The sequence below is a fragment of the Roseimicrobium gellanilyticum genome (assembly GCF_003315205.1).
Lineage (GTDB): Bacteria > Verrucomicrobiota > Verrucomicrobiia > Verrucomicrobiales > Verrucomicrobiaceae > Roseimicrobium > Roseimicrobium gellanilyticum.
In genome coordinates this window covers 25,577-39,103 of record NZ_QNRR01000023.1, presented here as the reverse complement: position 1 = coordinate 39,103, position 13,527 = coordinate 25,577, and the positions used below count along the sequence as shown (strand labels likewise).

Here is a 13,527-nt window from a genome sequence, read left to right as displayed (position 1 = left end):
TCATTTTAAAAAGAGACACTGACTTTATTACTTAACTTTTTGTCCACTGCTATGTGCAACCATGCAGTGCATTGTTTAACCTCTGTTTTTGGTGGTAAATTTGCTCTCGCAAATCCTCCAACCGTAGTCTGTGTAAAGATCCGTTTCTGCTTCAGTCTGAAGAACTTACTTTGCAGTCTGTCCTTCGTTTGGCAGCCCGTCGTTTTCTGTCGGGATGTAGATACTACTCGGGACGTCCCTTTCGTCAACTTCCTCATCACACTTTTTTAAACATTTTCGACGAATCGGCTGGCAATTGACCCCCTCAGATCCGGTTATTCCATGTGGCGTCGAATACTCCCGTGCGAGTGTCGTTATGTGCTCAGTAGGAGGTTTATCCAAAAGCGCGCAGTTATTCACCGTCCCTTATGCATGCGGCGAAACGGCCGCATTCTGAGTGGAATAAGAGTCCGATTCGGCTGAAATCTTTGCGAGAAGGCTTTGGGAGGACCGAAATCGGGGTCCCGACCCGGGGTTTCCGTGTCCCAAACATCCTGTGAGGAGCGACGAAGAAGCGTTTCTCTCAAGGGTCGGGGGCACTCTTGCCCCCATCTGAGGCGGCAGCCGGTGGAATGATGACCCGACCGGGCCGTCTTTCTTACTGCATCGCGAGTCCTGAGCCCATCGCCAGTTCACGCCGAAACGGGGGCAGGAGTGCCCCCGATCCTTGGAGACAGGGGGGCTCTTCACGCGCAAAAAGACCATCCCCCCCTCACACCAGCGCGTTCATCGTTCCCGCACTGCTGGAGAACTTATCTGTAGCCACACCCATCTGCTGCAGGAGCGTCACGAAGAGATTGCAGAGCGGGGTGTTGTTGTCGTGCTTGAAGGCGTGATGCTGGCCATGCTTGAGGCCACCGCCGGCAAGGATCACGGGCAGGTTGGTATTGTCGTGCTTGTTGGCGTCTCCCATGTTGCTACCGAAGAGCACCATGGTGCGGTCCAACAGGCGGGCATTGTCTTCCTTCTTCGAGGCCAGATTCTGGATCAGGCTGGCGAGAATCACCATCTGCTGACGGTCGGCGTCCGCGAGCTGCTTCACCTTGTCCGGCGCCTGGCCGTGATGGCTGAGGCCATGATACCCTTCTGTGGTGTTCTCATCTCCGTGGATGTTGAAGGCAGGGGTGGCGAAGGCGTCGACCATCAGTGTGACGATGCGCGTGGAATCGGACTCGAACGCGAGCTGCGACATGGCCAGCATGAGTTCCAACTTGTCGAAGATGCGCTTCTTGTCCTGGATGTCCGTCGGTTCCTGCTGGGTCGTCACCGGTTTGGGCTTCAACTCCCACTCGCGAGAAGTGACGAGCCTCTCTTCCACCTCGCGTACAGAGGTGAGGTACTGATCCAGCCGGGCGCGATCTTCGCTGCCCAGTCCGCGGTTCATCCCGCCCATCTGCTCGCGCAGGGTGTCCAGAATGCTGCCGCGTTCATCGAGTCGAGTGAGCTGTCGTTTCACCGTCTCTGGATCACCCTGGATGAACATGCGGCGGAACAATGCCGTGGCGCTGTCCTCTGCGGGCAGCAGCACGCCATCGCGTGTCCACGAGAGGCTGCGGTTTGCCTTGTCGATGTTCACGCCCAAGTTCAACGAGGGGAAGCGTGTGAGCTGCCCCAGCTTCTCCACGGCGAACTGGTCGAGGGAGATCTGATTGCGGAAACCGCTCTTGGTGGGACCGCGCGCCGCCGTGAGAAAGCAATTCTCCGCACTGTGGCCTCCATTCACATCTGGGTGCGACATGCCGCTGAAGATGCTGAACTCACGCTTCACTTCCGCAAGCGGAGACAGCGTGGGCGTGAGCTCGTAGTCGAACCCCGTGGCTGTGGGAAAAAATGGCTTGGGTAGGAAGCCGAGATTGTTCGAGATGATCAGCATGCGCTTCGGCGATGCGCTCTGCGCAGCACGGCTGAAGACCGGGGTCATGCACTCGAGCAAGGGCAGCGCGAGCGATACTCCCGCGCCACGAAGAAAACGGCGGCGGGAGAAGGGCCTAGCAATGTGGGGGGCATTCATGGGAGAAGTTTTTGCGATACGCAGATCAGTTGTTTCCAAGGAAGATGCGGCTCTGCACAAGGGCCAGAAGCAGGTCACGCACGCGATAACCATCTGCCTCGCAGCCATCGAGCAGGGTTTCGATTTCCTGTCGATCCGAATAGCGCACGGGGGTGCCGGTGGCGTAGATGGTCAGCTGCTGCAGGACATTCCTGGCAAGCTGGCGTGAATCGGCGGCAAGGATGCCCTTCAGGTCATTGACGTCCTTGAAGCTGGGACCGTTTGCGAGCTTGGCGCTGGCATCCACCGGACTGGTCAACGTGTAGCTGAAGTCATGGCCTGCGCGGTCGATGCCCGTGACGCGCTCGCCTTCTTCCAACCCGCGATACCTCGCTCGCCAACCACCGAGGATATCAAAGTTTTCCAGGGCCACTCCCACGGGGTCAAACTTGGCGTGGCACGTCGCGCACGACTGCGACTTCGTATGCAGGGCGAGCAGATCACGGATGGTCTTCGCTCCGCGAATATCTGGCTCCACCGCGGGCACACTCGTAGGCGGTGGTGGAATGGTTCTGCCAATGAGTCGCTCTGTGACCCAGGCACCTCGCACCACCGGCGAAGTCGATGTACCATTTGAGCTGACTTTCAAAACCGCTGCCTGTGTCAGCAAACCACCGAAGGGGCTGCCTGCGGGCAGGGTGACTTTCCTCACTGCGGACCCACTGATTGCGGGCAGGCCGTAGTGCTTTGCGAGGCGATCATTCGCGAACACAAAGTCCGTCTTCACCAGCGAACTCGCAGGGAGATTTTCATGAATCATCGCGGTGAAGAACGTGCGTGTCTCGCGACCCATGCTCTCCACGAGGTACTCATCAAAGCGGTACTCGGGGAAAAGGCGAATGTCCGGGTCATCACGCCGGATGTGTCGCAGGCTGAGCCAGTAGTCTGTAAAGCTCTTCACGAAGCGGCCAAATCCGGCGCCTTCGAGAAGGCGCAGGGTTTCCTCTCGCAGGATAGCTGCGTCGTGAAGCTTGCCTTTCTCAGCGAGTTCCAGCAGGCGTGCATCGGGTCGCGTATTGGCGAGGAAATGCGATAGCCGCGAGGCGATGGCAAAGTCATCCGTTTTCGACGCGGGCTCGCGCAGATAGATGAAGTCGCCGGAAGCGAGGAAGGCCTTGTACCCCGCCAGCATGGCATCCTTGAAGGATGCCCCCTTCTCCATGCGCTGGCGGATGAGCGCGTCAAACATTTGCAGTTCCTTCTCCGAAACGGGCTCACGTGCGGCGAGATTCACAAAGCGCCGCAGCAGACGTTTAGCCTCTGCTTCCACTTCGGCAGCCGCTGGTTTCACGTCGATGCCATAGGCATCAAACAGCACGCGATGCGAAGCTGGTGGCCAATCTGGTGGGGGAAGTGGTCCCTCCACCTCGAGCCATTGCACCGCAATGCCTGGCTGCCCTCCCTCTGGAAACGGGGGATAGCGATAGGTCGGCGCCGAGCCATTGGGATTCATGGCCAGCGGCATGGGCTGCCCCAGCAGACTGTATTCAAAGGACTCGCCCTCCCGCAGGCGTACGGTGGTCTCATAGACCTGCTGCTCTGGCTGGATGTCGATGATGCCACCTTCATCCCGCACCTCGTTGATTATGTCCGCACCCGCGGGCTTGCGTGAACGGAAGGTCATCGGCACCGGTTCCTTCGCGGGCAGCAAGGTAAAACCCTTCTGCTGCAGTACCGCACGCGCGGAGAAGCGGACCTTGTACCTGCCAGGATGTTTCGCGACGATGTGCTTCGGATTTCCGATGTAGGGCCAGCTCGCAGAACGGAAGAGCGCCATTTCGATGCCTTCGTCCTTGGCTGCCTTCTTGATCTCCTCGTTCTCCTTCTTCCGATCCCAGTCCATGGCCTTGTTGTCGCGAGCGAAGAACATGGCTTCACGGTTGCCGAAGGTGCCTGTCCCGGGAAAGAGATCCGTGCCCACGTTGCGCCATTTCATCACGGGAGGCGGAGCTGACTCGGTCACCATCGCGGCGCGCAACGCGACCTCGGCGGCATCCAGATACGCGGCGAGCTGCACCCGCGACATGTCCAACATCGCCGTGGTCTTGTTGAAGTGATGCCCCTCGCGGTCCTCGGGCAGGATGTCGCGGATATCCAGATCCGGCAGTTGCAATACATCGCGCAGGTTCTGCTCGTACTCGTCGCGATTCAGCCGCCGTGCGGGTCCACGCCCATGGGCTTGCACGTCTGCCAGATCCGCCTGGTAGAGCGCTGCATCCAGTGAAGTCACCAATGCAGCTCGATCCGTCGCTGGCAGGTCCTCCGCCTTGGGCGGCATCTCGCATGCCTGGACGCGGTCATAAACGCGAACCCAGCGCTGCCGTGTCGCCGCGTCCTTCAGGTCGAAGGACAGCGCAGTTAAATCGAGGCCGCCCTTTTGCACTTCCTTGTCATGGCACTCCACGCAGCTCTGCGAGATCATCGCCGGCACGTCGGCCGCTGCGGCTGGCGTCAAAGGCAGGACGACCAAACCCGACAGGGAAAGGAGTAACAGAGGGTGAGAATGGACTCTTTTGGATTGGCAAAAGGGCATGAGCGAGCAGGCAAGGGCCACGAGAAAATACGGGAGCAGCCCGTTTGCTTTCTCGCGGAACCCCTAAGGGCAGCGCACCAAGACCTATCCAAAATCCACTTCAAGAGTGGAGCGACCTGACAAATGCCTCACTCAACACCAATCACCCGCTCTCATGCATGACGAGTGACTGGCGTTTGATTCCATACCGTGAAGGTCACCCAAAGATCTCCGTGATCGGCTTGCCCTTATCCGCCACGGTGAAGGGGCGTTTGCTCGGTGAGTAGAGAACCTGATCCAGCGGAATGCCCAGGGCGTAGGCCACGGTGGCGTTGAAGTCGGGGATGCCGACCTTGTTTTCCACGACCTCGAAGCCCTTCTCGTCCTTCTTGCCGAAAGCCTGACCGCCGCGGATGCCGCCGCCGGCCATGAGGCAGGTGAAGGCCTTGGGATGGTGGTCGCGTCCGTCGTTCTGGTTGATCTCTGGGGTGCGGCCGAATTCAGTGGCGAGCACTACGAGGGTCTCCTGCAAGAGACCGCGGGATTCCAAGTCCTGTAGTAAGGTGCTCAGGGCGGCGTCCAGTTCATCGCAGAGCTCGGGCACGCGGATGAAGTTTGCATTGTGCGTGTCCCAATTGCCGAAGGACACTTCCACGTGACGCACGCCATGCTCCACGAGGCGACGCGCCAGCAGGCAGCCCTGGCCGAAGGAGGAGTCGCGTCCATAGCGGGCACGCAGCTTGTCGTCTTCGCCGCTGAGATCAAAGGCCTTCAGCTCTTCGCTCTTCATCATGCGCACGGCGTCATCATACATGTCCGAGTAGGCGCGCACGTTCTTCACGTTGTACTTCTCGGCGAAGCCCACATCGAGCTTGTGCGCGATGGCGAGGCGGCTGTTGAAGCGGTCATCGCTGTCGGCGAACCACTTGTTCAGCTTGCTGTTCGCCACGCCGTCCTCGGGATTGTTCACCATGAGGGGTGAGAACTTGGCCTCGAAGAAGCCGGCACCAGGATGGCGGCTGTCATTGCCAATCATGACGCTGCCGGGCAGGCTGGGATTGCCACGCTCCTGGAACTTCTGCAGCCACGCACCCATGGCAGGGTGACGGATGCTGGAGCGCAGGGTGTAGCTGGTGTGCATGTAGTAATTCCCCTGCTCATGCGCACCCTGCGTGGAATTCAGCGAGTGGATAAGGGCGACCTTGTCCATCTGACGTGCCATCAGAGGAAGGCTGCTGCTGATGCGGATGCCATCCACGTTCGTCTTGATGGCTTCCGTCTCGCCGTTCACCTCCTTGTTGTCCGGGCGTGGGTCAAAGGTATCGAGGTGGCTCATGCCGCCGGTCATGTAGAGGTAGATGACATTGCGCGCGGTGGCGACCTGCTTCAGCGGGCTGGCTCCAGCGCCAGCAGCGAGAAGGCCACGGCCCTGCATCTGGCTCATGAGGCCCACGCCGAGGAAGGTCTTCGCCGCGCCGCTGATGAACTGGCGGCGTGAGGAGCCATCGGTGGAGTTGATGAATGCGTTCATAGGTGAAGTGACAGAGTTTTGTGGACGGGATTGAAAAGAAAATGGGTGTGTGAGTGGCCCGTCAGTACCAGGTCTTAGTGCCTGGGCCGAAGCGGAAACCGTCTTCAGGATGGACCTCGATGAGATGTTCGTTCACGGGTTTGGTGGAGCTCAGCTTCAGGTCTGCTACTGGCACGCAGAAGTAGGCTGAGTTCCCACCGATTCTGGTGATGAACTGGTGATACTTGGAGTCAGTACCGCGGTAGAACATGTTATCCCAGTTCCACGGGTACTTCTTCACCAGCGCGACAAACTCCTCCCGGCTGTACACGGAGGAGCTCTTGAAGCCCAGAGGCGAGATGCACCCGCCGCCCGCTCCGGCAAGAAGCACCGCCAGCACTGCGGCGAGAAATGGCCGTGTGCTGGCTGAGCGACTGCGGTGCTGGTGGTGGTGCGCACGCATGACTGCCTTCTTGAAGAGATCCGAAGCGGACTACTCGATGAAGAGGAACTGCCGTGTATTCAGCACGGTCCACAGCAGGTCGCCACGGCCCTCCGCGCCCTTGCCTTCTTCCAGGATCGGACGCAGCAGCGCCTTCTCCTCATCGGTGGCCTTACGGGAAAGCAGGCTGAGGTACACGGTATCGATGACGGCGTCGCGGTCCGCGCTCTGGTTCATGTTCCGGCTGATGACCGAGTAGGGGCTGGTCATGTTGCGGAAGAGCGAGCCATTCATCATGGTGAGCGCCTGCATCACGCTGGCGTCGCGGTTGGCATTGTCCACCACTTCACGGTCGCTCTGGCCGTAGAGGCGCAGGAAGTGGCCGTTCGGCGCGGGGTTGCGCAGGTCCGAGGCGCGCAACACATTGCGATCGCGGTAGTCGGCGAAGGCATTGAAGGCCTGGCGGGACGGCCCCTTGGTCACGTGCCACTCGGTCATCTCGCGCTCGCGGCGTTCCTTGGTCGCATTCGCCACGGCATCACGCTGCCCCTTGAGGACATAGCCGATGGCTTCCTCCATGGTGGGGATGCGACCATAGTGCTTCACGGCGCCCGTGACCTGATTGGCGAACTGCGGGTCTGTCTTCTTCGCGAGCGCGGCTTTGTCGTCCTGGCCCATTTTGGCGAGCTTCTGGAAGCCTTCTTCGAAGACGATTTCATCCGCCTTCGCGTAGATCTTCGCACGCTGAGTCTTGGCAGCGTCCTTGGCAGCGCGGATGGCCTCCTCGTCCTTGCTTTCCTTCAGAGCGGCGGTCTTGGCCTGCACGTCGGCGGTGAGTTCCTTCGAGTACTCCGACACTTTCTTGGCTCCTTCGATGAGTTCTGCGGGAGTCAGGGCGGTCACGGTGCGGTCCATCCACTCGATGCGAGTGAGGCCGCGCATGGTTTCCAGATAGGTATCCGGGCTGGCCTCATCTGGATTCTCCTTCATGAGGGTGACCAGCGAGTCCCAGATCTGCTCGGCAGACATGCGGCGCAGCAGCGGTCCGGGGAAGTGATACGTAGCGCCCAGCTCCACGTCCTGGCCGAAGGCGGCACGCTGATAGGTCTTGGTGTTAAAGAGGATGCGCAGGTACGACTTCATGTCGTAGTCCACATCCTTCATGGTCTTCTCCAGAAACTCCATGAGCTGGGGATTGCTGGGCACGGTGGAGTCGGTGAGCTCATCCACAGGGTCGATGACACCCATGCCGAAGACTTTCTTCCACAGACGATTCGCCACCACGAGGGTGAAGCGCGGGTTTTCCTTCGCCGTCATCCACTGTGAGTAGGCCAGGATGGGGGCCTCGCCTTCTTTCGCGATTTTGCCGTCCTTCGAGAAGGAAGCGGGAATCATGGGCTCAATCGCAGCCTTGGGCTGGGCGTCCTTGTACTGGTAGTCGGTGGGCAGGCGCAGGGTGCGGTCCAGTGCGTACACATGGTTGAAGCGCAGGCGGAAGATGATTTCCGTGATGGCCTTGTTCATGGGGCGGCGGTCGTCGCCCTTGATGCCCTGGCTGGTCATGAAGCGCTCCACGTCCGCCTGGTTGGCGAGGTTGTTCACGCCGGTCATGCCGTTGCTGTGCGCGGCCATCTGGTAATAGTCCATCTGGCTCCACTTGTCGAAGGGGTGGTTGTGGCACTGCGCGCACACCATCTGCGTACCCAGGAAGATCTGGGTCGTCACCGCCATGTTATCCAGCGGCATGTTGTAGTCGCGCATGTAGTAGCCGATGGCGCCGTTCTCATAGCTGGAGCCGTCTGCGGTGAGCAGCTCGCGCACGAGGCGGTCGTAGGGCTTGTTCGCACGAAGGGAATCCTTCAGGTACTTGATGTACGAATTGCCGGTATCGCGGCCCTGGCCACCGGGGAGGATGCCAGTCTTCACCCGCAGCACGTCCGCCCAGAAGTTGAAGAAATTCTGCACATAGCCGTCACCGGCCAGGAGCTTGTCGATGAGCTTGGCGCGTTTGTCGGTTTCCTTGGACTGGAGGAAGGCTTCCGTCTCGGCCTTGGTCGGCACGCGACCGGCAATGTCCAGGTAGATGCGGCGCACGAAGGTCTCGTCGGTGATCTCCGCGTTCGGCTGAATCTTCTCGTCCGCCAGCTTGGCAGCCACGAGTTCATCGATCTTTGCCGCGGTCGCCTGGACCTCCGGCTTCACGGTGGACTTGGCGGAAATGGAGGGAGGGGTCTTGAGATGATCCGTCAGGGTCTGCCCGCCCTCGCGACGCTGGGCAGCCTTGGCACCCTTTTCCTTCTTCTTGGGCTTGGCTTCAGCCGGCTTGGCCGCGGCCTCCGCCGTAGCGGGGGTAGCAGGCTTGGCGTCTTCCTTGGCGGCGGCATCGGGCTTCGCTGCATTCAGGGAGCAGGCAAAGGCAAGCACTGCGCTCGCCGTGAGGGCGTTGCGCAGGACTTTGGGGTAACGGATCTTTCTCATGTCAGGGTTAAGTTGGGGCGGTGTCGGGTCTCGCGTGCGTGGTGGTAGTGCTGTTGGTCAGGCTGCTACAGGGTCGGATTGGGTACGCTTCCCCTTGGAGCGGCAGCAGCGTTCACGCCAGCCGCCTGCGCCCGTGGGGGTTGCGCGCCGTGGAAACGAAGGGGTGCCTGCCTTCTTTCTGGTATTTTTGCACGATGATGAGTCGACTCGTGTGCTCACCGTGCCGACTTAGTCACGAGTTTGGATCTTGCCAGAAATTGGAGTTTTCCAGCAGGATGGGTTCCCAGGACCGCACCTACTGAACCGCCGGCACCCGTAATGACTCGCTTTCCCAAGCCCCTGTTATCCGCAATCAGCTTTCTGGCGCTTACCCTGAGCACGCCACTCCATGGCCAGGATAATTCCACCCCAGGGAAGCAGGCGTGGACGCTGAAGACCTTCCGAGTGCTCGAGATGGCCCTAGGCTATGAACCCGCGAAGAAACTGCCCGAGGCCACTGCTGACGCTGCTACTTGGGACAAGGCCATCGCAGGATCCACCGCAGTGTGGGTGAGGCGGATGAGGGAGCAAGGCATCAATCTCGGAGAAGATGCGAAGGCGCTCTACGATCCCGAATCTGAAACACTGAGTCTCTATGCGAATCCAGAGGCCATCGAGATGGTGGAATCCTACACCGACGTGCTTTGTACCCAGGCTCCGAAGCGCATCACCTTCACCCTGGAAGTACTGGAAGGCCCCAGCGCAGCGGTGCGAGCACTGACCGCGAAAGCACAACCCCTCCCAAGCCATGCGACGATGCGTCGTGAGTTCGACGCACTGGTCTCGCGCAAGGAGGCGAGACACCTCGGCTCCCTGCGACTCGAATCGCGCAGCGGCCAGCGCAGCACCATGCAGTCGGGTCCAGAGCAGGATTCCCCACGTGCCTTCATCCGCAATGAACCCGGCGCGGTCACGGCTCTCGCGGAAACGCGCACCGCTGGCATCAAGTTGGAGGTGGATCCGGTCATTGGACCCGATGGCTGGACCATGGACCTTTCGTACGACCTTGAGGTAAACAGTGCTCCCCCACAACTCCGGGAGGTGTTGTCCCCGCCACTCGGGGATTCACAGGTACGCAAGCTGCCGGTGCTCGACTTCTGCCTGGCACGTGTGAACTCGGCACTTACCTACAATGGCGATGACACAAGGCTCCTCGGCGTGTGGACGCCCTGCGAAGCCAATGGCCAGCCACGCCATGAGGTTCTGCAGGCGGCCTTCTTGCGCATGGCGCCCGTTCCACTCATGCGCGATCTCAATCCGCTGGTGGAGGCGAAGCTCAGGGAGCATCTCCACCGTCAGGGACGCATTCCGGTAGTGGAGGCAAAGGCTGAGCTGACGGCGCCCGCCGGGAAAGGAATGAAACGACAGGAGTTCAAGGTGCCACGGTGGTTCCTCTTCAATGCCGAGCTCACGAAAAATACGGAGGAGCAACGTGTCCTGATTCTCCGCGATGACATGACCACCTGCATTGTTCCCGCTCCGCAGCCAGCAAAAGCCGTGCCCCCAGACCCCTTCGAGCCCATGGAGGTCGCCACCCGTTGGATGGTGCCATTTCCCGACGGAACCAACCTCCGCTATCACCCAAACAAGAACATCCTGGAGGTGGTGCATACAGAAGAAGGCCTGAGCAAAGTAGAGCGATTCGTCGATTTCCTCTGGAACAACACTCCCAAGGTCCTGGCCTTCTCCCTGCACATCGTGCAGGCGGATGGCGCCACTCTGCGCGAAATGGCAAAAGACAGCGCCAGCCGTGCGGACCACAACAGCACCTGGGCCAAGATGGAGGAGGCAGTCCGCGCTGGCAACGCGACGGTGCTTTCCACACAGCGCCTGGAGACTCGCTCTGGACAACGCGCCAAACTCTCGGTGGGCCTTGAGCGCGCCACAGTAGGCGCCTTCGAAAAGACGGATCGGGGAACGATTGAGGCAAAGACAGACTCAAAGATGATCGGAACCACTTGGGAGATCGATCCTGTTCTGTCGCCGGATCTGAGGACCATCGACGTCAACCTCTCGCTCGAGCATCACTTCGCACCGCTTCAGTCCTCAGCGCCTGCTGCTGCTTCCACACCTGTCGTGGGATTGGAGACGGAGAAGGTGTTTGCCGCGAAGGTGGTCAGTGCCTACACTCTTCAAACTGGTACCACGCGACTCATCAGCCTGTGGAAACCCACCGGCACACCCGAGCTGGACGGCAAAGATGTGATGCAAGCTGCGTTCTTGCGTGCCGATATCGTGTCAGTGGTGGATCGAGAGGCGCCGTAGGCAATCCATATTCCAACCATCTTTTCCTCCTGTCAGTTCACTCCTCCCGCGTGATGGCAGCGCGGACAAAGGCTACCTGCATCACGTCCTTGCCCTCATACTTGGAAGCCCCTTCCGGTTTCCACATCCCGAACAGACGAGTGGTTCCTGAGTTCATGGTGAACAGAGAAGTGATACTTGCGAAATGTAAAACCTCGGATGATTTCATCACTCGTGTGACCGAGGGACTTCGGCCCAGATTCGTTATGGCGTCTTCCTTGCCACGTGTGGGTGGCGCATAGTGGTGCTCCAACGCCAACTCCATCTCCAAGGTAATGCCGTCGGGTGCAATTAACCCGTCGAGCTCGATCCTTGTACCCACGAATCGTTCTTCGCCCTTGATCTCAATGGCAGTCTTCTGTCCACTCTTCGTATTTGCACCGATTTCTGATGTGGACTTTTCCTCTCCAGTGCCCTTTTTCGGTGTTTCCTGCTTCTCAGTCACCGGCTCCACAGATGCTCCATGGATCTGAAGCGCGCCACTTTGAGCGAGCATTCGCTGTCCGCTGCGAGTTACAGTCCGCAGCGTCCCGACGTTCCTTGCCTGCCCAGTGCGGATCACTTCATTCAGCCGCTCCAAGAGCAGTGTGTGGTCCGCAATCTTGGAGGACTCCTCAGCCATGGCTCGAATGAGAGCACCGTCCGCCTCCAGGATCTCGATGTGAAACTGAATGTTTGCAGGCCGGCCACCACCACATGTCGGTGACACATAAAATTCGACTAGGTCGAGAGCCTCCTGGGTGTTCGTCACTGTCAGCGAAGCCGTTGTCTGATCAAAATGGGCAGCAGTACCCTCAGGAAAGGGGATTCCCTGTGCCTTGAGAACTTCCATGGCCGTTCTGATGGTCCGTTTCTTTCCATCGTTGGCGGAATCCTCAGGAGCAAAGGGGTCAGGCGGAGACTCCGCAGAGCGAAAATCCTCTCCCGACAAAAGGAAGTCGGGCGGCACTCGGAAACGCATTGTTTTCATGCCTGCTGGCAGATGTGCCGTCCTGTCAGCCTTAGCAGGAATTGGTTCTGCCTTATCCATGTGCGCTGAGAGCAAGGATAGAGCACGTGGATGGATCTCCGGCAGATTGCGTACCACCCGGGTTTCCAGGAATGCTGCTTGCAGTATGTCCTGCCGGGCGAGGTCCTCGGGCGCCGTGAGCTTCCAAACTCCGAGCAATGTTTGGGAGCCGTCCAGGACCGAGAACGAAGTGCTGATCTGAGCATAGTGGTCGTCAGTCGTTGGCAATACGATGTCTCGGGAGAGAACCCTTCCTACTGGCACTTCATGAGTCACGCTCTCCGCGAAGCAGTGCCGCATCGAGAGATTCACATCGACGTGATCGTCTCCAGCGAAGAGCACCTGATCCGTTTCGAGGCTTGTTCCCACAAGACCCTCCCCCTGGTTCACCTTGACGATTCCGCCCTCTTCAAGGACGACGGACTCGATACGATCATCGCGGGACCCAATTTCCACCTTGCTTCGCATGCCGTTTCGCGTCTGCAGTTTCAAAGTCTGGATGGACACTGCCTTGTCCTCTGCGATGAGCTTCTCCAGCCTCTTCCATGCCGGGGTGTGGTCGAGTTTTGTGGTCGTCTCACGTGCAATCTCACGCATAACGGAGCCATCTGCCTGAACGACCCGGAGTGTACTGTTCACATTTTTCTCCACTCTGTTTCTGCTCTCACCCCCGAGTACATTCAGCCATTCCAACGCTTCCTGAGTACTTCGCACGGCCAGTGTGCCCGTATCTGCATCCCAAAGGAGCGCAGTGCCAGCCGGCAGCGCCAACCCCGCTTCGCTGAGCAAACGCTTTGCCGCAGCCGTTTGCTTTTGAATGTGGGCAATGATCTCTTTTTCGGAAGCGTCAATCGAAGGGAAGTGAAGAAAGTGGTCCCATGCACGCGTGGACTCAGGATCCTCAAGGGCCTGTTGCAGCCTGAGTCCCAGGTGGGGCTGAAGCTGAATCACCTCCGTCTTCCATGCAGGAGCAGCCGCTACGCCGGTGACGTCCACTGGCGCGCCTAGCTGGGCAAAGACTCCAGCCAGACCGCAAACCATGAACGCAAACAAAAGCGCGACTCTGCGTTCGATACGATACCTGCAAACCAGCTGACTCATGGTGAGTTGAAGTATTCCATAAAACCAAATGACATCACAAGGG

At 59.3% G+C, this 13,527-nt stretch carries 7 protein-coding genes; 1 reads left to right on the top strand and 6 read right to left on the bottom strand.

Annotated features, from left to right (window positions below; genetic code table 11):
• Positions 1–751 precede the first annotated feature (751 nt).
• From DES53_RS31945 to DES53_RS31925, 5 genes are all read right to left on the bottom strand, one after another.
• Entirely contained in the window at positions 752–2,050 is a 1,299-nt protein-coding gene (locus DES53_RS31945; RefSeq protein WP_113962407.1) for a DUF1552 domain-containing protein, read from the bottom strand.
• 25 nt (positions 2,051–2,075) lie between these two features.
• Positions 2,076–4,559: a DUF1592 domain-containing protein gene (locus DES53_RS31940; protein ID WP_245958311.1), complete on the bottom strand. Its 2,484-nt coding sequence runs from the start codon at positions 4,557–4,559 to the stop codon at positions 2,076–2,078.
• A 259-nt stretch (positions 4,560–4,818) separates the two neighbouring features.
• The gene (locus DES53_RS31935) at positions 4,819–6,132 is read right to left on the bottom strand and encodes a DUF1501 domain-containing protein (RefSeq protein ID WP_113962405.1); all 1,314 of its coding nucleotides are present in this window, start codon (positions 6,130–6,132) and stop codon (positions 4,819–4,821) included.
• 61 nt (positions 6,133–6,193) lie between these two features.
• Positions 6,194–6,574, bottom strand: coding sequence for a hypothetical protein (locus DES53_RS31930; RefSeq protein ID WP_113962404.1), 381 nt, complete (start codon positions 6,572–6,574; stop codon positions 6,194–6,196).
• A gap of 30 nt (positions 6,575–6,604) precedes the next feature.
• Positions 6,605–9,031, bottom strand: coding sequence for a DUF1549 domain-containing protein (locus tag DES53_RS31925; RefSeq protein ID WP_113962403.1), 2,427 nt, complete (start codon positions 9,029–9,031; stop codon positions 6,605–6,607).
• Between the two features lie 318 nt (positions 9,032–9,349).
• Between DES53_RS31925 and DES53_RS31920 the strand changes: the two genes are divergently transcribed.
• Complete coding sequence (locus tag DES53_RS31920; protein WP_113962402.1) at positions 9,350–11,335, top strand: hypothetical protein; 1,986 nt, start codon at positions 9,350–9,352, stop codon at positions 11,333–11,335.
• A gap of 37 nt (positions 11,336–11,372) precedes the next feature.
• Here the strand turns inward: DES53_RS31920 and DES53_RS31915 are convergent, their stop codons facing one another.
• Positions 11,373–13,484: a hypothetical protein gene (locus DES53_RS31915; RefSeq protein ID WP_113962401.1), complete on the bottom strand. Its 2,112-nt coding sequence runs from the start codon at positions 13,482–13,484 to the stop codon at positions 11,373–11,375.
• Positions 13,485–13,527 lie beyond the last annotated feature (43 nt).